Origin of the sequence: Ligilactobacillus animalis KCTC 3501 = DSM 20602, from assembly GCF_001434535.1 — a bacterium.
In the GTDB taxonomy this organism is placed as follows: domain Bacteria; phylum Bacillota; class Bacilli; order Lactobacillales; family Lactobacillaceae; genus Ligilactobacillus; species Ligilactobacillus animalis.
The window spans coordinates 16,276-38,811 of the sequence record NZ_AYYW01000057.1 but is presented as its reverse complement, the minus strand read 5'-3'; the positions used below and the strand labels follow the sequence as shown (position 1 = coordinate 38,811).

At 41.4% G+C, this 22,536-nt stretch carries 18 protein-coding genes and 1 tRNA gene; 1 reads left to right on the top strand and 18 read right to left on the bottom strand.

Annotation, left to right across the window (positions count from 1 at the left end; all coding sequences use genetic code 11):
- The first annotated feature begins 383 nt into the window (after positions 1-383).
- Positions 384-962 carry a hypothetical protein gene (locus FC30_RS09785; protein WP_010689146.1) on the top strand — a complete coding sequence of 193 codons (579 nt, stop codon included), beginning with the start codon at positions 384-386 and terminating at the stop codon, positions 960-962.
- 267 nt (positions 963-1,229) lie between these two features.
- Here FC30_RS09785 and FC30_RS08055 read toward each other — a convergent pair.
- The 18 genes from FC30_RS08055 to FC30_RS07970 all read right to left on the bottom strand — a co-directional run bounded on the left by FC30_RS08055 (position 1,230) and on the right by FC30_RS07970 (position 22,482).
- A tRNA-Arg gene (locus FC30_RS08055) sits at positions 1,230-1,303 on the bottom strand.
- An 85-nt stretch (positions 1,304-1,388) separates the two neighbouring features.
- Positions 1,389-2,516, bottom strand: a complete 1,128-nt coding sequence (dnaJ, locus tag FC30_RS08050) for a molecular chaperone DnaJ (RefSeq protein ID WP_010689147.1) — start codon at positions 2,514-2,516, stop codon at positions 1,389-1,391.
- 128 nt (positions 2,517-2,644) lie between these two features.
- Complete coding sequence (dnaK, locus tag FC30_RS08045) at positions 2,645-4,489, bottom strand: molecular chaperone DnaK (protein ID WP_010689148.1); 1,845 nt, start codon at positions 4,487-4,489, stop codon at positions 2,645-2,647.
- A gap of 23 nt (positions 4,490-4,512) precedes the next feature.
- Entirely contained in the window at positions 4,513-5,088 is a 576-nt protein-coding gene (gene grpE / locus FC30_RS08040) for a nucleotide exchange factor GrpE (RefSeq protein WP_010689149.1), read from the bottom strand.
- A 29-nt stretch (positions 5,089-5,117) separates the two neighbouring features.
- Positions 5,118-6,146: a heat-inducible transcriptional repressor HrcA gene (hrcA, locus tag FC30_RS08035; RefSeq protein ID WP_010689150.1), complete on the bottom strand. Its 1,029-nt coding sequence runs from the start codon at positions 6,144-6,146 to the stop codon at positions 5,118-5,120.
- A gap of 88 nt (positions 6,147-6,234) precedes the next feature.
- Positions 6,235-7,182 carry a riboflavin biosynthesis protein RibF gene (gene ribF, locus FC30_RS08030; RefSeq protein ID WP_010689151.1) on the bottom strand — a complete coding sequence of 316 codons (948 nt, stop codon included), beginning with the start codon at positions 7,180-7,182 and terminating at the stop codon, positions 6,235-6,237.
- Positions 7,183-7,196: 14 nt separating this feature from the next.
- Positions 7,197-8,102, bottom strand: a complete 906-nt coding sequence (gene truB, locus FC30_RS08025; RefSeq protein WP_010689152.1) for a tRNA pseudouridine(55) synthase TruB — start codon at positions 8,100-8,102, stop codon at positions 7,197-7,199.
- Between the two features lie 86 nt (positions 8,103-8,188).
- Positions 8,189-8,554: a 30S ribosome-binding factor RbfA gene (gene rbfA / locus FC30_RS08020; RefSeq protein WP_004047989.1), complete on the bottom strand. Its 366-nt coding sequence runs from the start codon at positions 8,552-8,554 to the stop codon at positions 8,189-8,191.
- Between the two features lie 24 nt (positions 8,555-8,578).
- Positions 8,579-10,900 carry a translation initiation factor IF-2 gene (gene infB / locus FC30_RS08015; RefSeq protein ID WP_010689153.1) on the bottom strand — a complete coding sequence of 774 codons (2,322 nt, stop codon included), beginning with the start codon at positions 10,898-10,900 and terminating at the stop codon, positions 8,579-8,581.
- A gap of 72 nt (positions 10,901-10,972) precedes the next feature.
- Positions 10,973-11,287: a L7Ae/L30e/S12e/Gadd45 family ribosomal protein gene (locus FC30_RS08010; RefSeq protein WP_010689154.1), complete on the bottom strand. Its 315-nt coding sequence runs from the start codon at positions 11,285-11,287 to the stop codon at positions 10,973-10,975.
- Positions 11,277-11,576, bottom strand: a complete 300-nt coding sequence (gene rnpM / locus FC30_RS08005) for an RNase P modulator RnpM (RefSeq protein WP_010689155.1) — start codon at positions 11,574-11,576, stop codon at positions 11,277-11,279. Before rnpM ends, FC30_RS08010 begins: the two co-directional genes overlap by 11 nt.
- An 11-nt stretch (positions 11,577-11,587) precedes the next feature.
- Positions 11,588-12,745, bottom strand: a complete 1,158-nt coding sequence (gene nusA, locus FC30_RS08000; RefSeq protein WP_010689156.1) for a transcription termination factor NusA — start codon at positions 12,743-12,745, stop codon at positions 11,588-11,590.
- Positions 12,746-12,774: 29 nt separating this feature from the next.
- A complete protein-coding gene (rimP, locus tag FC30_RS07995) occupies positions 12,775-13,245 on the bottom strand; it encodes a ribosome maturation factor RimP (protein ID WP_004047998.1) in 471 nt (156 codons plus the stop codon).
- A gap of 195 nt (positions 13,246-13,440) precedes the next feature.
- A complete protein-coding gene (locus tag FC30_RS07990; protein ID WP_010689157.1) occupies positions 13,441-17,787 on the bottom strand; it encodes a PolC-type DNA polymerase III in 4,347 nt (1,448 codons plus the stop codon).
- 69 nt (positions 17,788-17,856) lie between these two features.
- Complete coding sequence (locus FC30_RS07985) at positions 17,857-19,578, bottom strand: proline--tRNA ligase (protein ID WP_010689158.1); 1,722 nt, start codon at positions 19,576-19,578, stop codon at positions 17,857-17,859.
- Positions 19,579-19,605: 27 nt separating this feature from the next.
- On the bottom strand, positions 19,606-20,880 hold the full coding sequence (gene rseP, locus FC30_RS07980; RefSeq protein ID WP_010689159.1) for an RIP metalloprotease RseP: 1,275 nt from the start codon (positions 20,878-20,880) through the stop codon (positions 19,606-19,608).
- A 33-nt stretch (positions 20,881-20,913) separates the two neighbouring features.
- Positions 20,914-21,702 (bottom strand): phosphatidate cytidylyltransferase, encoded by a 789-nt coding sequence (locus FC30_RS07975; RefSeq protein WP_010689160.1) that lies wholly within the window; start codon positions 21,700-21,702, stop codon positions 20,914-20,916.
- A gap of 3 nt (positions 21,703-21,705) precedes the next feature.
- Positions 21,706-22,482, bottom strand: coding sequence for an isoprenyl transferase (locus tag FC30_RS07970; RefSeq protein WP_056938502.1), 777 nt, complete (start codon positions 22,480-22,482; stop codon positions 21,706-21,708).
- Positions 22,483-22,536 lie beyond the last annotated feature (54 nt).

The following is a 22,536-nucleotide window of genomic DNA, read 5'->3' as shown; positions in this document are numbered from 1 at the left end:
CCAAACGCTCTAAAAAGTGGAAAAACCAACCAACAGATCAGGACGTTGTTATCTATCGATGGTCTTTTAACCAGTCATAGATAATGCTTGATACTAGATTGACTAGAATAGCCAAAATCAAGCTAAAAAATGCAGATAGCACTACATCTCACCGCTGTCACATTGACAATTACTATTTTTTCGTTTATTCTTTATGCGTAGATATCACGAAGCTTCACTGTCTCATTGCAAGATGGCTTCTTGCGAACCAGTTTTACCTTCTGCCCTATTTGTCAGAAGGTAATTTTTTTATGTAAAATGTCCTGCTAAGAAGCTAATATTTTCAATATAGTCCAAAAACTGATGACATTAAAAGCTGATTACATATAGTAAGGGATGGTATATTGAAAAAAATTTATATTAAGCTAGGAGTTTCAAGCTTATCTCTCCTACTACTTGCTGGATGCACTAATAATTCTAACAACAAATCAAGTGCAAGTAGTCACAAAGCTAAATCTGAACGATTAGCAAAAGAGGCTTCTAAAGAGAAAGCTATAAGTAAGCGTAAAGCCTCCGAAAGTAAGATGAAAGCCGAGAGCAAATCAAGGTCTAAAGCCGAAAATGAAACTAAAAGGGCTTCACAACAATCTCAAATTGCCTCGCAGCAAGCAACATATTCTAGTTCTCAACAGAACTATTCTCAAGCTTCCAATAGTACTCCTCAGCAAGCTAAATCACAAAGCCAGTTAAATCAAGAAAATGGGTACGATCCTCAAGGCAACCAAGTTATGCCCGGTCAAGACCATGCTCCTGGCACTGATGTATATGGAAATCCTGATCCTTGGGTGCAAGATCAAATTGAATGGGCTAAGCAAAATGGCTATCTTAATCAGGATGGAACGCCAACTGAAAAAGGAAAACAAGCAGATGCAGAAGCTAATGCTAATGCCGATCCTAATGACACTGGTGACCCAAACAATTAATTCAAACAGAACTAAAAAGATATAATGTCTGCTTAGAGTTACAACTACGGTCGATGTTTATGCATATCTGATCGACGAATATGAAGAAAAATGATATAACGATCACCTCAAAATTGGATGATCTTGCGGGGTGATCATCACCCTCCCATTACCCTTTTCTTACTACAACTTACTGTTTTTAACGATTTCTCCCAAATAACAAAAAAGGCAAAACGCTGATATAACAACGTTTTGCCTTTTTTATACGGTAATTAACTTCATTTGATATGATCCGGGTGAGATTCGAACTCACGACCTACGGTTTAGAAGACCGTTGCTCTATCCAACTGAGCTACCAGACCATCGCAACGAAATTAATTATACCGTTTTTTTATAACTAAAGTCAATCATTTTCAGATAAAATTTATAAATCTTTATCTTGTGATCTTATTCATTTTTTAGTGCCTTGACTAAGCGATCTAAGAAGTTTCCTTCATCAGCAACTTCATCACCAGAAGCTTCTGCAAAAGCCTTCAAAGCGATCTTTTGTTGTTTATTTAAGCTCTTTGGTGTTTGAACTTTCACTGTGACACGCTCATCACCATTGCCTGTGCCATGCAATCTCGGTGCACCTTTACCACGTAAACGGAATGTTGTTCCCGTTTGCGTTCCAGCTGGAATCTTCAACTTAACATCCCCGTGGACAGTCTTAACTGGGATCTCAGCCCCTAAAGTAGCTTGCACAAAGGTGATCGGTTGCTCTAAATAGATCTCAGAGCCATCACGCTTGAAAGTATCACTTGGCGCAACATTAAAGACGATAAATAGATCGCCGTATGGTCCACCATTTACCCCAGCTTCACCTTGGCCTTGTAAGCGCATTTGATTGCCATCTTCGACCCCTGCTGGTACTTTGACTTCAACTGCATGTTTCTTGCGGATATGGCCGGAACCATGACATGTAGTACACTTTTCTTTGATCTCTTTTCCGGTACCACCACAGACATCACATTCTTGTTGAGTCATGATACGACCAAGTGGCGTTTGGCGCTCAACTTGGACAAATCCACGGCCACCACAGTGTGAACAGGTCACAGGTGAAGTTCCTGGTTTAGCACCGGTACCGTTACATGTGTCACAATCTTCTTCACGAGTATATTCAATTTCAGTCGTCTTGCCAAAAATTGCTTCTTCAAAGGTCAAGTTCATCTCATATTGCAGATCACGGCCTTGACGTGGTGCTGTTCGTGAACGGCTAGTACCGCCACCACCAAAGAATGAACTGAAAATATCGTCAAATCCACCGAAGCCACCTTCAAAGCCGCCACCAAAGCCTTGACCAGCACCGCCAAAGCCTTGAGCTCCAGTCGAGCCAAACTGATCAAATTGAGCCTTTTTCTGTGGGTCACTTAAAATCTCATAAGCATCGTTTACCTCTTTGAACTTTTCTTCTGCCCCAGCTTCATGGTTCAAGTCAGGGTGATACTTCTTCGATAGTTTACGATAAGCGCGCTTGATCTCATCAGCAGATGCATCTTTGGAAATACCTAAGACATCATAAGGATTCTTTTCCATGTTTCTCCTCCAAATAATTGGTTATTTGCCGTGCAATTACACTTAAATTTAGATTAACATAACTGCTTAAAAATAAAAAGCCAAAGTCCACAAAGGGCCTTTGACTTTTCATTTAGCCATTGTAACGATTATTTATCGTCAGGATCGACTTCTTTAAAGTCGCCATCTACTGTGTTATCATCAGCTGCGTTGTTGTCGCTAGCAGATGCACCATCAGCTTGAGCTTGGCCTTGAGCTTGTTGTGCTTGTTGGTAAAGTTTGACTGACATGTCTTGGATGATCTTTGTCAAATCATCTTTCTTAGCTTTCATGTCTTCAACGTTGTTTTCTTCTTGAGCTTTCTTCAATGCATCACGTGCATCTTCAGCTTTCTTCACTTCGTCATCAGACACTTTGCCCTTGATCTCTTCTAACGTCTTATCTGTTTGGAAGAGCAATTGATCTACTTCGTTACGTAGATCAACTTCTTCTTTACGCTTCTTGTCAGCTTCTTCGTTTTCCTTAGCTTCCTTGACCATACGATCGATCTCTTCATCGGATAGACCAGATGAACTCTTGATCGTGATCTTTTGTTCTTTGTTAGTGCCGAGATCCTTAGCAGACACATTTACGATACCGTTCTTGTCGATATCAAATGTAACTTGGATTTGAGGAACACCACGTGGAGCTGCTGGAATATCCGTCAATTGGAAACGACCTAAAGTCTTGTTGTCAGCTGCCATTGGACGTTCACCTTGTAAAACGTGAATATCAACGGCTGGTTGGTTATCAGCGGCAGTTGAGAAGACTTGTGACTTAGATGTTGGGATCGTTGTATTGCGATCGATCAATTTTGTAAAGACGCCACCCATTGTTTCGATACCAAGTGATAATGGTGTAACATCAAGTAAAACAACGTCTTTAACATCACCTGTGATGACCCCACCTTGGATAGCTGCCCCTAAAGCAACAGCTTCATCAGGGTTGACAGATTCGTTTGGTGTATGGCCAGTTTCAGCTTTAACAGCTTCTTTAACTGCAGGGATACGTGTTGAACCACCAACTAAGATAACTTCATCGATGTCAGCATTTGTTAAACCAGCATCTTGTAAAGCATTACGTACAGGGATCTTAGTTCTTTCGATCAAGTCATGTGTCAATTCATTGAACTTAGCACGTGTTAAAGTTGTTTCTAAGTGCAATGGACCTGCTTCACCTGCTGTGATAAATGGCAAGGAGATCTGTGCAGAAGTTACACCAGAAAGGTCTTTCTTAGCTTTTTCAGCAGCATCTTTGAGACGTTGCATTGCCATCTTATCAGTTGAAAGATCGATACCATGTTCTTTCTTGAATTCTGCGACTAACCAATCGATGATCTTGTTATCAAAGTCATCCCCACCAAGGTTTGTATCACCGTTTGTGGAAAGTACTTGGAAGACACCGTCACCAAGTTCAAGGATGGAAACGTCAAATGTACCACCACCAAGGTCAAAGACTAAAACTTTTTCATCTTTGTCTTGCTTGTCCAAACCGTAAGCTAAAGCAGCTGCGGTTGGTTCGTTGACGATACGTTCAACTTTCAAACCAGCGATCTTACCAGCATCTTTAGTAGCTTGACGTTGTGAGTCATTGAAGTAAGCTGGAACTGTGATAACAGCTTGAGTAACTTCTTCACCTAAGTAGCTTTCAGCATATTCTTTGATGTATTGCAAGATCATTGCTGAAATTTCTTGTGGTGTGTATTCTTTACCTTCAATATCTGCTGTATAACCTGCTTCACCCATGTGACGTTTGATCGAGCTGATCGTATTTGGGTTAGTGATCGCTTGACGTTTAGCCACTTCACCAACTTGAGTTTCACCGTTTTTAAATGAAACAACCGATGGAGTTGTCCGGTTACCTTCTGGATTTGTAATAATTTTTGCTTCTTTACCTTCAAGAACAGCAACTGCTGAGTTAGTTGTCCCAAGGTCAATACCAATGATTTTTGACATTAAAAATTCACCCTTTTACAAAATTATTGTGCGACAACGACCATTGCTGGACGTAAGACGCGATCTTTTAACATATAGCCCTCTTGTAAGACTTGGACGATCGTTTCAGGCGTTTGCCCTTCTTCGACCGGTACTGACTTGACCGCTTGATGTTTCGTCGGATCAAATTCTTCACCTAACGAAGCGATCTTTGTCACGTTATTACTTTGCAAGGCCTTATCGAGATCTCTTGCAACGATCTCGATCCCTTGCTTGAGCTGTTTAGAACCAGCATCTTCAACTTCTGTTTGCAAGGCACGTGTCAAATTATCGACAACTGGTAAAATATCACGTGCTAGATCTTGCCCTTCATAACGAAGAAGTTGTTCTTGTTCTTTTTTGAAACGCTTAGTCATATTCGCCATTTCCGCTTCTGAACGGTAGTAGCGATCTTCTAATTCATCATATTTTTTTTGCAGTTCAGCTAACTGATCAGTCAAAGCTGTGACTTCATCGACAGCTTCTTCTTTCTTTGGATCATCCACTGAATCATTCTTTACTTCAGTTTCATCCGGTGCTGTTTGCTCTGCTGCAGTATTTTTGATCTCTTCTTCTGCCACATCAACACCCCTTTTCTTATAAAATTAATTTAAAACTTTTGATAATAATCGTTTATCCTCTTAGTTAGTTCATCACGGAAAACTGTGATCAGACCGATCATCTTTGAATATGGCATATTTGTCGGACCTAGGATCGCGATCGTCCCCTGTCCATGGTTGCCGTCATCAAAAGTAGCAGAGATCAAGCTATAATTTTGTAGCAAAATGCTTGGTAACTCATCACCTAACTTGACGGAGATCCCATCTTTAGATGAGTCCACCAAACTGCCGATCCCTTGAGCATGATCAACTAGAGAATATAGCGACTTTATCTGTTCAAGTGAGGCATCTTTGGAAAAATCCAAAAGATTCATCTTACCCCCTACATAAACCTGTTCCTTAACTGCACGGTTCAAGATATTACCAAAAACATCAATGAAACCAGCCGGTTGATGTAAGTAACGGTTCAAAAGGGGCAAACATTCATTAAGCCTGACGATCACCTGTCTCAGTGGTAGACCAACAACTTTATCATTGATCAGACGGATAACAGCTTCGAGTTCACTGCCACTTATCCCACTTGGCATCGTAAAAGTCTGACTCTCAACGGTACCGTCACTTGTTACCAAAATCACCATTACCTGTTGATTGCCAAGCTCTACAAGTCTAAAACCTTCTAAGTGTAGATCTTTAGCTTCAGGTTTGAGCGAAATAGCAGTATAACTTGTCAAATCGGATAAGATCTTAGCTGAAGTAGCTAGGATCTCATCGATCTTCTGAAATTCATTTCCAAAAGAGTTGCGAATATCATGCAAAGCATTACGATCAAGCTTGCTAGGTTTCATCAAATTATCGACATAATATCGATACCCCTTAAGTGAAGGGATCCGCCCCGAACTTGAATGCTCCTTTGCAATATATCCTTGCTGTTCGAGAACCGCCATCTCATTGCGAATGGTCGCTGAACTCACATGGACCGGTAATTGTTGTTGTAAAGTCTTCGATCCGATCGGCTGCCCTGCTTCTGTATAGTTGCGGATCACGGCTTCAAGGATCAATAACTGTCGCTCAGTCAACACTACGATCACCTCTTTTAGCACTTAACACTATGGAGTGCTAAGTCAATTATTAATATACACAACTCTTAGCAATCTGTCAAGCAGAGTGCTAATTTTCATTTTGAACATTGAGTAATGCTTCAGAATGCCGTTTATCATCCTCTAATTGTACGACTAATTCAGCGATACTATTAAATTTCACCATTGGACGTAGATAATTTTTCCAATAGACCGTTACTTTTTTGCCATAGACCATCGCTGAAAAATCAAAGAGATTTACTTCTAATGTCTTAGCTAGATCAGCACCAAAAGTTTCATTATGACCGATCGAAGCCATCCCTTGATATCGTTTGCCATCCAATTCTACTTCAACGGCATAGACTCCCACTGCTGGCAATTGTTTAGCAAGACTCGTTTCGATGTTCAAAGTTGGAAACCCTATCTGGCGCCCGCGTTCAAAACCATGCATCACCGTCCCAGTCGTTTGGTAATTATAGCCTAAATAGTGGGCTGCAAGTTCGACTTTGCCACTCGCCAAAGCTTCCCTGATCCCAGTCGAACCAACTTTTTCATCTTCTTTTAGTAACTCGACAGTCTGGATCTCGAATCTATTTTTAGCATATTTAGGTAGATTTTTCATATTAGCGACCGTATGGGGACCATAAGTGTAATCACTGCCGGCTGTGATCCCTACCGCATTTAACCCCACGACATATTTATCGATAAATTCTTGAGGTTTTAAATAAGCAAGTTTTTCGTCAAATTTGACCACATAAGCAATATCTGCGCCAAATTTTTCAAATAGCGATAATTTTTCGGTGATAGTCGTCAAATATTGGATCGTTTGTGGATCACGTTGCTGGAAAATAGCGCTGGGATGCCGATCAAAAGTCATCACTGCTAGCTTAGCACCCATTTTTTGAGCTTGCTGTTTAGCTGCTTTGATCACAGCTTGATGTCCGCGATGGACCCCATCAAAAAAGCCTAGTGCTAAGACGATCTTTCCCGGATAGATCTCACTTTTAGCATACGGTTCAGCTAATTCAATAACTTTCATCTCTGTTACCCTCTTTAAGTTAGATCAAGCATTTGTTCTGAACGAAAAACACCTTTTTTATCATCATAATAATAAAGCGCCCGTGCTTTATCGCCATACATCAACAAGATCTTCGTTGTCCTATCTTTAAAAATATTTGCTGGTAAAAAGCCCCCATTTTGGACCTTTTGCCACTGTTGTTCAGTCAAAATGACCTTAGGATAGCTTCGAAAAGCATATTCAAGTGGATAAAGGTAGTTTTCCAATTCTTCTGGCGTGGCATTAGCCAGCTGTTCGAGGGTCACACTCTGCTCTAGCTCAAAGTCCCCACTTTGCAAACGTGTCAGATCTGACATTACAGCTGGCACACCTAAGATTTCACCTAGATCTAACGCTAGCGTCCTTACATAAGTTCCTTTACCGCAGCCAACTTCAAAATAAAGCGTTTGTTGTTGTTTAGTTGCATCATAGGTGCTTGGCTTAGTCTGCTTAAAATAAGCGACTGTGATCTTTCTTTTAGGGCGTTCAACACTTTGCCCAGCACGTGCGTATTCGTAAAGTCGTTTACCGTTGACCTTGACTGCAGAATACATCGGTGGGATCTGAACTATCTCCCCCGTCAACTGTGCCATTGCTTGGTCGATCTGCTCCTGACTAAATGGTCGTTCGATAGCTTTTTTAGCAACAACTTCACCATCAAGATCTTCAGTTTCCGTTGAAAAACCTAAGATGATCTCACCTTTATAAACTTTTCCTGACGCCATCAAGTAATTAACTGCCTTGGTCGCTCTACCGATACAGATCGGTAAGACACCATCGACATTAGGATCAAGCGTACCACTATGACCAACTTTACGCGTTTTAAAAATTTTCCGGCATTTAAAAACTGCATCATGGCTCGTCATACCACGATCTTTATTCAAAGGAAGGATCCCGTCCATCTTTTACCTCTCTTTTCTAAAAAAAGAAGCTAGAAAAATTTTTCCAGCTTCTTTTTATCTACACATAATTTTTAAATCATGATCGATCAATAAGGATTACTTTCTTGCTGGTGTAGCTTACTTAAAAGCTCATCGATATGATCACCGTAACGCACTGATTCATCCCGTTCAAATTTAATTTCAGGCGTTACATAAATACGCAAGCGTTGACCCAATTCACGTCTGATCAAACCTGTTGCTTTATCTAAACCGATCTGTGTTTTTTCAGCGTCAGAAGCCAAATTAGATAATGTACTGTAGTAGATCGTTGCATGTTGCAAGTCACCTGTCACTTCTACGCCCGTGATCGTCACGCCTTGTACTCGAGGATCACGCACACGCTTAGTCAAAATATCATTGACTTCCCTTTGGATCTCTTGTGATAACCGACCCACACGATAATGTTGTGCCATTCAAATTCCTCCTCAAATCAAATATTAGTCTTGTGGAACTTCTTCCATCACGTAAGCTTCGATACGATCGCCTACTTTGATATCATTGTATTTTTTGATCATCAGACCACATTCGTAGCCTTGTTTTACTTGCTTAACGTCATCTTTGAAACGTTTAAGTGAAGCAAGTTGACCTTCATAGATCACGATACCATCGCGGATAACACGGACACCACTATCACGTTGGATATAGCCATCTGTGACATAGCCCCCACCGATCGTACCTAACTTAGATACTTTATAAGTTTCACGAATTTCAACTTCACCGATGACTTTTTCTTCAAAGACTGGTTCTAACATACCCTTCATCGCAGTTTCAACTTCATCGATCGCCTTATAGATAACGTTGTGTAAACGAATATCGACCTTATCACTTTCAGCTTGGATCTTAGCTTGTGGCGTTGGACGTACGTTGAAACCGATAATGATAGCATTTGAAGCTTCGGCCAAAGTAACGTCAGATTCGTTGATCGCACCAACTGCTTGGTGGATGATGTTTACGCGAACACCTTCAACATCGATCTTCTTAAAGCTTTGTGCTAAAGCTTCAGCTGAACCTTGCACGTCGGCTTTGATGATCAGATCAACTTCCTTTAGATCGCCTTCTTTTAAGGTATCAAACAAGTTATCTAAGGTCACATGTGTCGTTTGGTTACGTTCCTTGATCAAGGCACGTTTAGCACGTTCTTCACCAGCTGCCCGTGCTGTTTTTTCGTCATCAAATGTGATGAAACGATCACCAGAATCAGGAACATCGTTTAAACCAGTGATCTCAACTGGAGTCGCTGGAGTTGCTTTCTTGATCGAACGACCACGAGCATCAGTCATCGTCCGCACACGACCAAAGGTATTACCCACAACGATCGGGTCACCAACATGTAAGGTACCATGTTGTACAAGTAATGAGGCCACAGAACCCTTACCTTTATCTAAACGAGCTTCAATAACAGAACCTGCACCGTGTTGTTTAGCATTGGCTTTTAATTCGAGCATTTCAGCTTCAAGTAAGATCATATCGAGTAATTCTTCTAAGTTCTTATTGAATTTAGCTGAGATCTCAACGAAGATCGTATCGCCACCCCAACTTTCAGGGATCAATTCATACTCGGATAATTGTTCCATGACGTGGTTTGGATTAGCACCTGGCTTATCGATCTTATTGACCGCAACGATGATCGGCACATTAGCAGCCTTAGCGTGGTTGATAGCTTCGATCGTTTGTGGCATTACACCGTCATCAGCTGCAACAACTAAGACAGTGATATCAGTGATGTCTGCCCCACGAGCCCGCATGTTGGTAAAGGCCGCGTGTCCTGGGGTATCCAAGAATGTGATCGTCTTGCCTGAGTGACGCACTTGGTAAGCACCGATATGTTGGGTGATACCACCAGCTTCGCCTGCTGTAACATTGGTATGCCGTAATTTATCCAATAACGTTGTCTTACCGTGGTCAACGTGACCCATGATCGTTACAACTGGTGGGCGTGAAGTTAAATTATCTTGATTATTTTGTTCTTCTTCAAAGAATTTATCGATGTCAGCTACGTCAACTTCAACTTTTTCTTCTGCCTTGATACCGTAATCAGCTGCTAAGATCTCGATCGTATCTTTATCAAGGGATTGGTTTTGGTTGACCATAACACCCATCATAAATAATTTCTTGATGATCTCAGCTGGTTCACGGTGGATCTTTTTAGCAATATCTGCTACGTTCATGCCGACCGTATAGACCAAAACTTCTGGTAATGGCTTGTTTTTACGTGGAGGAACTGCTGGTTTATTGTTCTTTTGATTGAACTTCTTATTTTTGTTTTTCTTGTTCTTTTTATTGAACTTATGATTGTTATTATTCCCGCCAAAGCGATTGTTTGAAAACTTGTTTTTCTTTTGACTGTTGTTGTTTTGGCTATTGCCTTGGGAATTATTACCGCGATGTTTTGTATTATTCGCGTTGTTATTATTGTTGTTGTTTTTTTCCATACGCTTCCCTGAATGCCTTTCATTATTTCTTTGTGCGGATGCTTGGTTTTGATGCTTAGAATGGTTATTATTCCGCGCATTTTGGGAGTTTTTGTTTACAGCAACATTTTGTTTTTTCTCGCTGTTTTCTTTTTTAGGAGTCGCCTGCTGTTGTGAACTAGATTTAACTGGTTTAACAAATGAAGCTTTTACTTTAGCTTCAGCAGCTTGGTCTAAAGATGACATGTGGTTACCAACTTTAAAACCATTTTTCTTTGCAACTTCAATTACTTCTTTGTTGCTAACGTTTAATTCCTTAGCCAGTTCATAAATCCTTTTTTTACTCATGACTTCACTCTCCTTATTTTCAAGAATACACACCTACTCGATCCCTGACCGAATAAGCTTTGTACCCTTCGATCAAGAAAAAAGAAGCTGGCGTATCTTCTTCCCAAAACCAGGATCGGTAACTGCGATCAATGAACGCTTGGCGCCGATCGCAGCACTTAATTCCTGTTTTGTAAATTCTGTTGTTAATGCTACATCATAGCTCTTGCACTTATCAGTGAATTTCTTTTGGGTACTTTGCCCGCAATTGTTTGCCATCAGCACGACTTTAGCTTTTCCGGAACGAATCGCTGCTAAGACCAGGTCTTGGCCTGTAGTCAACTTGCCAGCTTTCCGGGCTAATCCCAATAAGTTTAGAGCTTTTTGTTGTTGTATCTTATTTTCCATTGCCAAATAACTCTGCTCGTGCAACTTGGTGATCGACATATGCTACTAGCTCATCATAAAAAGCAGGTTCGATCTTAACACCAAAAACTTTATCAAAAGTCTTTTGTTCCCGAGCTTTCTTTGCGGTAGCTACATCTAAATGAATATATGCACCCCGGCCAGCTTTTTTACCAGTTGGATCGAGACTTACTTCATTTTCTTTGTTTTTCACGACGCGTACAAGTTCTTTTTTAGGTTTCATTTCACCAGTAACGATATCTTTGCGCATTGGGATCTTGCGTTGTGCCATGTTTGTGCCCCCTATTCTTCAGTTGTTTCAACTGAAACTTCTGCTTCATCAGCTAGCTCAGCATTTGCTTCTAAAGCAGCCATATCGGATTCGGATTTGATATCGATCTTGTATCCAGTCAAATGCGCTGCTAAACGAGCATTTTGCCCCCGCTTACCGATCGCAAGTGAAAGTTGATCATCTGGCACGATCACCGTGCAGACACGTTCATTTTCAGGATCAAAGCGAACTTCAACGATATTAGCTGGGTTCAAAGCGTTTGAGATATACTTAGCTGGATCTTCACTCCATTCAATGATATCCATCTTTTCACCATTCAATTCATTGACGATTGCTTGAACACGTTCACCGCGTGGGCCGACACATGTTCCGATCGGATCAACGCCTTCTTCTGCTGAGTAAACAGCCACTTTAGCACGATCACCAGCTTCACGTGCGATCGATTTGATCTCAACTGTACCGTCAAAAATTTCAGGTACTTCGTTTTCAAATAGACGTTTCAATAGATCTGGGTGAGAACGACTAACGTAAACTTGTGGTCCACGATTCTTGCGGCGCTTCTTACCATCTTTATTTTCAACTTCTGGTTCATTGTTGTTAGCTGATGGATCCACAACTTTGTAGATGTAGACTTTGATCCGATCATGTGATTTGTAAACTTCACCTGGCACTTGATCTTTTTTAGATAAAACAGCTTCAACATTGCCTAAATTGACATAGATATAACGGCTATCATGGCGTTCAACTTCACCAGAAACGATCTCATTTTCATACTTGCTGTATTGATCATAGATCATTTGGCGCTCTTCTTCACGCACACGTTGCATGATCACTTGCTTAGCTGTTTGAGCTGCGATCCGTCCAAAATCACGTGGTGTCACTTCAAAGCGGATCGTATCACCAACTTCATAAGCCTTGTTGATCTCTAATGCATCTTCTAAGCTAACTTCCAAGCGTGAGTCAAAGACATTGTTGACAACTTCTTTGACGGAATAGACTTTGATGTCACCTTTACGCTTGTCAAATTCAACTTCTACGTTTTGGGCTTTATCGTAATTTCGCTTGTAAGCTGAAACTAAAGCCTGTTCCAACGCATCGATCACAACTTCTTTTTTGATTCCTTTTTCTGTTTCAAGCGCATCTAATGCGTTAAGTAATTCCTTACTCATGGTTTGATTCTCCTTGTAAAAATAATCTTTTAAAATTTAATTGCGAGCCGCGCCTTAGCAATTTGCTTGCGTGGGATCGTGATTGTTTTTTTACGGGTCTTATCCATATATTCAAGTGTCAACTCATCTTTGGACAATGCTGTCATTGTTCCTTCATATACTTTCTTACCATCGAGCTGTTGGTAAAGTGAAACATTGATATATGAGTTCAAAGCACGCTCATAATCTTTTTCTTTTTTCAATGGTCGTTCTGCCCCTGGCGAAGAAACTTCCAAATAATAAGCTTGTGGAATTGGATCTGGATCACAATTATCCAACTTTTCACTAAGTTGGTCGCTAACAAGGGCACATTCTTCGATGTTGATGCCCCCTTCTTTGTCGATAAAGACACGCAAATACCAACTTTTTCCTTCTTTGACAAATTCGATATCAACTAATTCAAAGTGATGATCATCCAAGATCGGTGTAACTAGCTTCGTTACTGTTTCTACAACACTCACGCATTAGCCCCCTCTAAAATAACTTGCAACTCTATTGTAACGCATTTTTTATTCCAATAAAAAGAGTGAGCATCTCTGCTCACTCTCACGAGTTATCAAAATACAAAAGTAATTATAACATTTAAACCTTGGAATTTCAAGGTTACATTATTTTTCCATATTTACTTTGCTAAAACCAATGACAAAAAGATCTATTTAGAATAGATTTTCAAATAAACTCAATTGATTTTCGTCTGGCAAAGTATCAAGTACGTGGTTTTCTGACAAAAAATCGATGATCGTCGCCGAAACTTTACCACGTTTAGCAAGATCTTCTTTGGATAAGAAATCTTGTTCCTCACGTGCCGCCACGATCTGTTTAGCAACGTTCAGGCCTAACCCTGGTACTGCCGTAAATGGTGCGATCAACGTATTATCTTCGATCAACCAATCGCTGGCATCCGATTTATTGAGATCGACCATTTTGAATTCAAAGCCACGTTCCAACATTTCATTAGCTAATTCAAGCACCGTCAAAAGATTTTTCTCCTTAGCGGTCGCATCATTGCCCTTGTCATTGATCTCTTTCATCGCAGCTTTGACGGATTCTTTACCATGAGCCATCGAAACTAGATCAAAGTCATCAGCCCGGACTGAGAAATAAGCAGCATAGTATACCAATGGATAATACACCTTGAAATAGGCGATCCGCAAAGCCATCAACACGTAAGCAGCAGCGTGGGCTTTCGGGAACATGTATTTGATCTTCAAGCATGCACCGATATACCATTCCGGCACTTCAGATTCACGCATCGCCGCCTGCCACTCATCTGGGATCCCGCGTCCCTTACGTACGTGTTCCATGATCTTAAAGGCCAAGTCAGACTCAACCCCCATATGGATCAAGTCCATCATGATATCGTCACGACATCCAATAACTTCTGGCATCGTAACGGTCCCGTTTTGGATCAATTCTTCCGCGTTACCTAACCACACATCAGTCCCGTGAGAAAGACCAGAGATCTTGACTAGTTCGGCAAACGTTTTGGGGTGCGTTTCTTCTAACATCCCGCGAACAAAACGCGTCCCAAATTCTGGGATCCCTAAAGTCCCGGTCTTAGACTGGATCTGCTCTGGAGTAACACCTAAAATATCGGTTCCTGAAAATAGCTTCATCACACCCGGATCGTCGGTCGGGATCGTCTTTGGTTCGATCCCTGAAAGATCTTGCAACATTCTGATCATCGTCGGATCATCATGCCCTAAACAGTCAAGTTTTAAGATATTATCATGGATCGAGTGGAAATCAAAGTGAGTTGTTTTCCAAGCCGCAGTCAGATCGTCAGCCGGATACTGGATCGGAGTAAAATCATAGATGTCAAGATAGTCCGGTACGACCAAGATCCCAGCCGGGTGTTGCCCAGTCGTTCGCTTAACACCTGTGGCACCCTTGGCCAATCGATCGACTTCAGCACCTCGTAAATTCTGCTCAGTATCACGTTCGTAAGCTTTAACATAGCCATAGGCCGTTTTATCAGCCACTGTACCGATCGTGCCAGCCCGAAACACATTGTTCTCACCAAACAAAACTTTCGTGTAATTATGAGCTACTGGTTGATAGTCACCCGAGAAGTTCAGATCGATATCGGGAACTTTATTCCCCTTGAAACCAAGGAACGTTTCAAATGGGATCTCTTGGCCATCTTTGACCAATTCTGTTCCGCATTCTGGACATTCTTTATCCGGTAAGTCATAGCCAGAACCATATTCACCTTTTTCATAAAAATGCGACCACTTACACTTAGGACAGCGATAATGTGGTGGTAAGGGGTTGACCTCAGTGATACCTGTCAGAGTGGCGACCAAACTGGAGCCCACCGAACCACGAGACCCTACTAAATAGCCATCTTTATTGGATTTAGCCACCAGCTTTTGTGAGATCAAATAGATAACTGAGAAACCATTTCCGATAACGGATTTCAATTCTTTATCAACGCGTTTTTGCACGATCTCTGGTAACGGATCGCCATACCATTCATGGGCTTTGTCCAATGTCAAATTCTTGATATCATCTTCAGCCCCTGGCATTTTAGGCGTATACAACTTATCCTTGACCGGCGTGATCTCATCACACATATCGACGATCTTATTTGGATCAGTCACGACGACTTTTTCCGCCTTTTCTTCACCTAAAAAGACAAAATCTTCTAACATTTCATCCGTCGTTCGGAAATGGGCATCTGGTAGATCACGTAGCTTATTAAGGGGGTTAGCCCCACCTTGTGAATGGATCAAGATCTTACGGTAGATCGCATCTTCTTTATTCATAAAATGCACATCCCCCGTAGCTGCGATCGGGATCTTGAGCTCTTCAGCTAGTTGCACCATATTAGCAATGATCTCTTCTAAATTTTTATTATTTTTGACCAATTCTTGTTCGATCAAAGGTGCGTATAATGCTTTAGGTTGAACTTCTAAATAATCATAATATTTTGCCTTTTCTTTAGCCTGTTCGTAACCTTTTTGCATCATCGCAGTAAAGACTTCTCCATCAGCACAAGCCGAACCAACGATCAAGCCTTCACGATATTTATCTAAGACTGAACGCGGTACCCGTGGAACACGGTAGAAATACTTGACCATTGACTCTGAAGCAACTTTAAAGAGATTTTTAAGACCTTCTTGTGTTTTAGCCAAGATCACCGCATGGAACGGATGTTGATGTTTATAAGTATCATCATCTTTTTGCGTATTAAATTGATCATGGTATTCGATCTGCAACTTCTCTTCAGCATCTTTTAGCATTGCATAATAGATGTAGCCTGTTGCTTCCGCATCATAGATCGCCCGGTGATGGTGTTCCAAATTAACATTCAATTTTTTAGCTAAGGTATTCAAACGAAAACCTTTCATTTCTGGATACAATAAGCGCGCCATTGGCAATGTATCTAACCAAGGTTCACTGATCAAAGGTAACCCATGCCGAGCATAACCCGTATTCATAAAGTCAACGTCAAAGGTCGCGTTATGCCCGACAATGATATTGCCCTTACAAAATTCTTGGAACATCTCAAAAACTTCTTTTTCAGACTTTGAGCCCCGGACCATATCATCGGTGATCGAAGTCAATTTGATCGTCGTTTGTGAAAGGGGATGACCTGGATCGATAAATTGTTCAAAACGCTCGATCACTTCGCCATCTTTCATCTTGACTGCCGCCAATTCGATGACCTTATCATAACGAGCCGATAACCCGGTCGTTTCCGTATCGAAAACAACATATGTCGCATCTTTTAATTTCACATGTTGTTCATTATAGGCGATTGGTTGCCCATCATCAACAACATTAGCTTCGACCCCGTATAAGATCTTGACATTATTCTTTAAGCCCGCACTATGCGCCTCAGGGAAAGCTTGGAGCGTACTATGATCAGTGATCGCGATCGCTTTTTGCCCCCAAGCAGCTGCTTGCTTGACATAGTCACTGATGCTGTTTGTCGCATCCATCATACTCATATTGGAATGAACATGCAATTCAGCGCGCTTATGATCTTCGGGTGCGGTATCTTTGCGTCCCTCATGTGCTACTTCAACGATATCATAGGCATTCATCGCTAAATCACGCATATAGGTATCTTCTTGAACGCTCCCGCGAACTTTGACCCACTTACCGACAGCTAGTGCATCAAACATCGCTTCATCTTCTTCATTACGCGAAAACTTCTTGATCACCATTGATGAAGAATAATCGGTGACCTTGATGATGAGCAATTTGCGCTCAGAACGTAGAGTACGGACCTCTTTATCGAAAATATAACCTTGAACGACCACCGAACGTTCTTCTTCCGTGATCGTTGCCATCTGTCTGATCTCAGCATCATCAGCAATCTTCTTGCCGAGTTGGACTGGTCCGTCGACAGTGACCGTTTCTTCTTCTTTAGCTTTTTGTTGCCGTTTTTCGTTTTGCTTTTGGATCGCCTCGACCGCTTGTTGGGCTAATTGCGCATCAGATCTAGCTTTTTGTTCTTTATATTCATCGATCTTAGCCTGCGATTTTGATTCATCGATCAGCGTATTGATCGTAAATTTAGGAAACCCATACTGTTGATATGTCCGTTCGATCGGCCCTAAAGCCTGTGTCGTCAAAAATTTTTTGATGATCTCATTTTCAGCTAACAACATGACCCGGTTATCGTCTAAATACGGTACCTTACCTTGACACAATTCTTGGATCAAAGGCGAATTGACCCCACACGTTGACACCACATAGGCCCAATAATCACCTAGATCACGCTCATTTAACGTCGCCTCTTGGACTTTCAAGTTCAAAGTCGTTTTCGCGATCGGTTCAAAAGCGTTAGCAAGGGCGTGGTTGAAGCGTAAAAATGTTGTAAAGGGCAACACTTGCTTTAAACTGATCACAAATTCCCAGCGCTTTGAAGCTGTATGGACTTCAACTTTATCGATCGCAGCTCCAGCAAAGAGTTCTTGTTCTTCTGGTAAATGTTGCCACTTGATCTGTTCAAGTAAGCGCAAAAACAATTCCTGTTTATTTGGTTCCAAATTCTGACCCCTCTCTATCAGAAATAAAAGGACTGGTGAAGTCACTTTCGCCAGTCCAATTATCTATATCTAGCCAAAAATGCCTTGATCTTCTTTGAGTAAGATCTTGATCGAATTTAACAATTCATCTGTCTTAACTTCAAGTGTTTCGCCTGTACGACGTAATTTGATCTCAACGATTCCTTCATCGGCTTTTTTACCAACTGTGATCCGCGCAGGTAGACCGATAAGATCAGCATCGGCAAATTTTACCCCTGGACGTTCTTTACGATCATCAACTAAAACTTTGTAGCCAGCATCTTCTAGCATTGTTGTGATCTCAGTTGCTAGTTTAACTTGTTCTTCTTTCTTCACATTGACCGGTACCACGTGAATGTCAAATGGTGCGATCGAACGTGGCCAAATGATCCCATTTTCATCGCTATTTTGCTCTACGATCGCAGATAGCAAACGAGATACCCCGATACCATAGCTACCCATGATGATCGGTACTTCACGCCCATTTTCATCTAAAACTGTCGCACCTAAGCTTTCAGAATAACGTGTACCTAATTTGAAAATGTGACCGATCTCGATCCCACGTGTAAACTTAAGGACACCCTCACCATCTGGCGAAAGGTCACCTTCTTTGACAGTCCGAAGATCGACAAAATCATCTACACGGTAATCGCGTTCGATATTAGCGTTCATGTAGTGGTAACCATTTTCGTTAGCCCCTACATTAGCATTGACCATACCTTCAACATCAAGGTCAGCTACGATCTTAACGTCTTTGGCGACACCAACTGGTCCTAAAGAGCCAAAATCTGCACCTAAAAGCTCACGCGCTTGGGCATCTTCAGCCGGGTCTAAGAAGTCACAATCCAAATAATTTTTCAATTTGACTTCATTGAGCTCGTCATTACCACGCATCAAAACGATGACTGGTTCTTCATCGGCCATAAAGACTAAAGTTTTGATCATGCTCTCAGGCTCAACTTCTAAGAAAGCTGAAACTTCGTCGATCGTCTTGGCATCTGGTGTGGCTACTTTTGTCAATTCCTTTGGCGTTTCGTGGGATTTCTTGTTGATCCGCAAGTTCTTTGCCATTTCAAGGTTAGCAGCGTAATCACTTGAGTCGGAATAAACGACTGTATCTTCCCCGATCGGTGCGATCGCCATAAATTCTTTGGAATCCTTACCACCCATTGCACCAGCATCAGCAATGATCCCTCTAAAATCAAGGCCGACACGTTCAAAGATCTGTTGGTAAGCTTTATCCATATCACGGTAAGTTTGATCTAAACTTTCCATATCTGTGTGGAATGAGTAATCATCCAACATCAAAAATTCACGTCCACGCAAAAGTCCAAACCGCGGACGACTTTCATCCCGGTACTTCATTTGGATCTGATACAACGTCAACGGCAATTTTTTGTATGTCTTGATCGCATCTTTGATGATCTTAGTAAATGTCTCTTCGTGTGTTGGTCCTAAGATAAAATCACGTTCATGGCGATCCTTTAATTTAAATAAATTAGCTCCGTATGTCTTGTAACGGCCAGATTCTTCCCAAAGTTCAGCTGGTAAAACTCCTGGCACGAGCATTTCAACGGCATCGATCTTATCCATCTCATCACGGATGATCGTTTCGATATTATTCAAGACCTGATAAGCCAATGGTAAATAGGCGTAGACCCCGGCTGTCACTTGTTTGATATAACCAGCCCGTAACATTAACTGGTGACTGAGTGCTTCAGCATCGCTTGGCACTTCTTTTAATGTTGGAATCAACATTTTTGATTGTTTCATTCTTGCTCAGACCCCTTTTATATTTAATTAGCGGAAGAAATAGCGTTGAATATCATTCCACGTAACTAGAAGCATCAAGATCATCAAAAATCCAAAACCGATCATTGTGATAATGATCTCTTTTTCTGGATCAAGTGGTTTTCTTCTGATCGCTTCGATAATATTTAATAACAACTTGCCCCCATCCAAAGCAGGAATCGGTAACAAGTTGATGATCCCTAAGTTAACTGACAACAGTGCTGTTAGTGTCACAACACTGATCAGGCCGTTTTCTTTAGCCTGTGATGTGAGTGAAAACATTGCTACCGGACCACCTAGATCATTTAGACTAAAGCCGTGTAACATTGACGCTAGGGCATTTCCTAGTTGTTTTATCACATACCAAGTTTGGGTAAACCCATAAGTCAGCTTGGCTTTGATAGAACGATCCATTTTTCCCTTAGCAATTATACCAATCTGGGCGACCTTTTGTCCATTTACGTTTTTTTGGACTGGTGTGACCTTGATGTTTTGCTTTTTGTCAGCTCGCTTGACTGTTAAAACAAGCTCTTTACCGTCAGCTGTTCTGATATGTTGGGCTACATCGTCCCAAGTCGGTGTTTTATCACCATTGATCGCAATGATCGTATCATTTGCTTTTAAACCAGCTTTTTGAGCAACTGAATCAGTTTGAACTTGAGCTATCGTATTAGTGGTTACAGGGACTCCTCCTTGTAAGAAGGCAACTAAGCCAAAAGCTACGATCGCTAACAAGAAATTATTCAATGGCCCCGCAAAATTGGTCAGCATCCGATCGACTAACGAAGCCGACTGAAAACGCACATCACGTGGTGCGATCTGAAGTTCGATCCCATCTTTACCGATGATCAATGCATCGTGATCAACTTTGAAGCGTTTGATCTCGTCTTCAGTGCCGTTTTCATAGCCTTCGATCCAAAGTCCATCGGTCAGATCCCAGTCAGTCAATTCGAGTGGGATCCCTTCGACTAAAGTGATTTTTTTACTAGTATTTATCTTTTGAACGACACTATTTTCATCTGTGATCAGACTGACTGGCATCCCTTTTTTCAGCTCTTCAGTATCGTCTTCCAAACCTGCCATGCTGACATATCCACCTAGTGGCAAGATCCGCCAAGTGTAGGTCGTGCCATTCTTGCGATATGCAAACAGTTTTGGCCCCATTCCGATCGCAAATTCACGTACCAAGATCCCAGCACGCTTGGCAAAATAATAGTGCCCAAATTCATGGACAAATACTAAGATCCCAAAGACGATGATAAATGTAATTATAGTTGTTATCATATTGCTCTACCGTCCTTATCCTAATCGATCCACTTAGATCAAGCCAGCAAAATGCATCAATGGTAAAACAAATAGTAATGAATCAAAGCGGTCTAAGATCCCACCGTGTCCAGGTAAGATCTTGCCTGAATCCTTGACTCCATAATGACGTTTGAAGGCTGACTCGATCAGATCACCAAGTTGGCCTCCAACTGAAAAGACTAAAGTCCACAAAAGCATGGTCGAGAAACTATATGGAAACGCACCTTGCACAAAGTATAGATATGCGCCTACAATAACTACCGCACTGAGTGAACCACCGATCGAACCTTCCCAAGTTTTGTTGGGACTGATATGTGGTGCTAATTTATTCTTACCGATCTTGCGTCCGATCAGATAAGCCCCACTATCTGTGATCCAAACGATCAATAAGGCATAAAGTATCATCCACAGACTCTCTGCGCGAGCTAGCATCATGAATCTAAATCCAAGCCCCGCATAAAGCCCACCTAATAACAGGACCCCAGCATCATCAAATGAAAAACGATTTTTAGAGATCACAGTGTAGACTAGCATAACTAGGGCTAGCAAATAAAAGCTGCCGCCTAAAGTATCTTGCGTCCAAAAACCAGCCCAAAAGACCGGCAGTAATACTGAGAGTATCAAAAGAAATGAAATGATCGCCTCAAATGACACGAGTAATTTCTTTTTCATGATCAAAAATTCTGACATTGCGACGATCCCCATCAACGTTACCAAGATATCAAAAGGTAGTCCCCCTAGATAAAGCAATGGTAAGAAAACGATCAAAGCGATCACCGCTGTTATAACACGCTGTTTCATTAATCAATTATCCTCCTTCTTATTCAGCCCACCAAAGCGTCGATCGCGTTGCTGAAACTTATAAATCGATAATTCTAGATCTTCAGCCGAAAAGTCCGGCCATAAAACATCTGTAAATACTAACTCACTGTAAGCGATCTGCCACAATAAAAAGTTAGAGATCCGTTCTTCACCACTCGTGCGGATCAGTAATTCTGGATCAGCATAAGGGAGATCAGCCGTCATCAAGGCCTCTGAAAAAACTTTTTCATCGATCTGGGATGGTTCCAATTCACCTTGTTTGACTTGCGTTGCTAAAGCTTGAACTGCAGACGTGATCTCAGCACGACTCCCGTAATTCAAAGCAAAATTCAAGACCATGCCAGTATTATCTTTAGTCTGCTCGATCGCATCAAAAACTGCTTTTTGCGTTGAATCAGGTAATTTATCCGTATATCCCATCACATTGACGCGGACATTATTTGCGATCAATTCTGGAACGAATGTATTGAAAAACTTTACTGGAAGATCCATCAAAAAACCCACTTCATCTTGTGGTCTTTTCCAATTTTCCGTTGAAAAAGCATATAACGTCAATACCTTGACGCCCAGATCACTAGCAACTTTAGTGATCGTTTTAACAGTCTCCATTCCCTGCTTGTGGCCCGCAACTCGGGGCAACCCACGCTTTTTTGCCCATCTACCATTACCATCCATAATGATCGCAATATGAGCCGGTATTTTTTTTGGATCTAGCTCGTTTTGTGCTGCCTGCTTATTTTTAAATAAGTTAGAAAACATATCTTCACCTCTGTTAAAAGAATAACGGGACAAATTCGTCGATCCAGTAAGCGC

What these genes read in the sequence shown, in the direction of transcription:
- infB (WP_010689153.1), bottom strand. Translation starts at nt 10,900, where the DNA reads ATGAGTAAAAAAAGGATTTATGAACTGGCTAAGGAATTAAACGTTAGC.
- FC30_RS07975 (WP_010689160.1), bottom strand. Translation starts at nt 21,702, where the DNA reads ATGAAACAGCGTGTTATAACAGCGGTGATCGCTTTGATCGTTTTCTTA.
- rnpM (WP_010689155.1), bottom strand. Translation starts at nt 11,576, where the DNA reads ATGGCACAACGCAAGATCCCAATGCGCAAAGATATCGTTACTGGTGAA.
- dnaJ (WP_010689147.1), bottom strand. Translation starts at nt 2,516, where the DNA reads ATGGAAAAGAATCCTTATGATGTCTTAGGTATTTCCAAAGATGCATCT.
- rseP (WP_010689159.1), bottom strand. Translation starts at nt 20,880, where the DNA reads ATGATAACAACTATAATTACATTTATCATCGTCTTTGGGATCTTAGTA.
- truB (WP_010689152.1), bottom strand. Translation starts at nt 8,102, where the DNA reads ATGGACGGGATCCTTCCTTTGAATAAAGATCGTGGTATGACGAGCCAT.
- FC30_RS07985 (WP_010689158.1), bottom strand. Translation starts at nt 19,578, where the DNA reads ATGAAACAATCAAAAATGTTGATTCCAACATTAAAAGAAGTGCCAAGC.
- dnaK (WP_010689148.1), bottom strand. Translation starts at nt 4,489, where the DNA reads ATGTCAAAAATCATTGGTATTGACCTTGGGACAACTAACTCAGCAGTT.
- FC30_RS08010 (WP_010689154.1), bottom strand. Translation starts at nt 11,287, where the DNA reads ATGGAAAATAAGATACAACAACAAAAAGCTCTAAACTTATTGGGATTA.
- rbfA (WP_004047989.1), bottom strand. Translation starts at nt 8,554, where the DNA reads ATGGCACAACATTATCGTGTGGGTCGGTTATCACAAGAGATCCAAAGG.
- FC30_RS07970 (WP_056938502.1), bottom strand. Translation starts at nt 22,482, where the DNA reads ATGTTTTCTAACTTATTTAAAAATAAGCAGGCAGCACAAAACGAGCTA.
- nusA (WP_010689156.1), bottom strand. Translation starts at nt 12,745, where the DNA reads ATGAGTAAGGAATTACTTAACGCATTAGATGCGCTTGAAACAGAAAAA.
- ribF (WP_010689151.1), bottom strand. Translation starts at nt 7,182, where the DNA reads ATGAAAGTTATTGAATTAGCTGAACCGTATGCTAAAAGTGAGATCTAT.